This window comes from Limosilactobacillus avium (assembly GCF_947381485.1).
GTDB classification, from domain to species: domain Bacteria; phylum Bacillota; class Bacilli; order Lactobacillales; family Lactobacillaceae; genus Limosilactobacillus; species Limosilactobacillus avium.
The window spans coordinates 1-1,094 of sequence record NZ_CANCWN010000076.1 but is presented as its reverse complement, the minus strand read 5'-3'; the positions used below and the strand labels follow the sequence as shown (position 1 = coordinate 1,094).

Annotated in this window: 2 protein-coding genes; one reads left to right on the top strand and one right to left on the bottom strand. The window is 36.4% G+C overall.

The genetic code is table 11. The features are described from left to right. Window positions 1–57: 57 nt before the first annotated feature. Complete coding sequence (locus QOS01_RS10360; protein ID WP_283622264.1) at window positions 58–387, bottom strand: TetR/AcrR family transcriptional regulator; 330 nt, start codon at window positions 385–387, stop codon at window positions 58–60. 134 nt (window positions 388–521) lie between these two features. Between QOS01_RS10360 and QOS01_RS10355 the strand changes: the two genes are divergently transcribed. Next, window positions 522–1,031, top strand: coding sequence for an oxidoreductase (locus QOS01_RS10355; protein WP_283622263.1), 510 nt, complete (start codon window positions 522–524; stop codon window positions 1,029–1,031). The last annotated feature ends 63 nt before the right edge of the window (window positions 1,032–1,094 follow it).

Below are 1,094 nucleotides of genomic sequence, written 5' to 3'. Positions count from 1 at the left end.
CACCCATTGAGGTATTCATGGAGAATATCACAGACGCACAGTTAGTTTCTTTCTAACTTAATTTGACATTTCAGGATCAAAAAAATCAATAATTGGATTTATCGCCTTTTCAATTGCGGCAATAGATCCGATGCTTACTAATTCAAAAAAATCAGGGGAAAGAGTAGCTTTGTATTCTCTTAATAAATTGCTAATAATACTATAAAAAAGATCGTATTTATCTGCGTAATTTCGATAAAAAGTGCTTTTATTTATCCTTTTATTTATCCGTGCACGAGATGTAATTGCTTTTACAGTAATTTTTTCAAGGTCTTGTTCTGCCATTATATTAATAAAAGTATTTTGAATATTCTCTTTTGTTTTAATTCTTCGAATATCTTCAGTCATTATTTTTGCAACCTTTCTTAATCAATAGTTGCTTATGCAACTTCTTTACTAAGACCGCTGATTGTATACTTGTTCAAAGTATAACATACTAGAGAGGTAAGCGGATACAAGTTAATGACAAGGAGGACTATACGATGAAAAATCAATATTTCCCAAAGTTATTTAGGCATGGGAAGATAGGTAACGTGGAGATAAAAAATCGGATTGTTCGCAATTCTATGGGCACATACCTTGGTAATCCTGATGGTTCTGTAAGTGAGGATCAAATTAAGGCATATGCACAAGCAGCTAAGGGCGGTGCTGGTCTAATTTTTATGGATAACGTTACTCCTGTTGCTATGACATCTTGCGGGTTGCGAGCTGATGATGATCGTTTTATTCCTGGATTATCTCGCCTAGCCGATGCTGTCAAACTAAATGGGGCAGTAGCTGGAATGCAGATTGCTCACCCCGGTCGTGACGCTGGTTTTGTTGGAAGCGAGGACGTAGTTGCTGCTTCACCAGTAACTTATGAGCCTTGGTATCAACATGGTGCAAAATTACCGCGTGCATTAACAATTGATGAAATTCATTCCCTAGTGGAAAAATTTGGTGATGCAGCCTTACGTTGTAAAAAGGCCGGTTTTCAAATTGGCAGATTGTAAAATTTAAGTTGAACATTTAAGTGGACAGAAAAACCCATCAAGGTCTTTAATGGTGTTACCTCA

Bases quoted from the DNA above. Each gene is read 5' to 3' on its own strand.
- QOS01_RS10360 (WP_283622264.1), bottom strand. From the start codon at position 387: ATGACTGAAGATATTCGAAGAATTAAAACAAAAGAGAATATTCAAAAT.
- QOS01_RS10355 (WP_283622263.1), top strand. From the start codon at position 522: ATGAAAAATCAATATTTCCCAAAGTTATTTAGGCATGGGAAGATAGGT.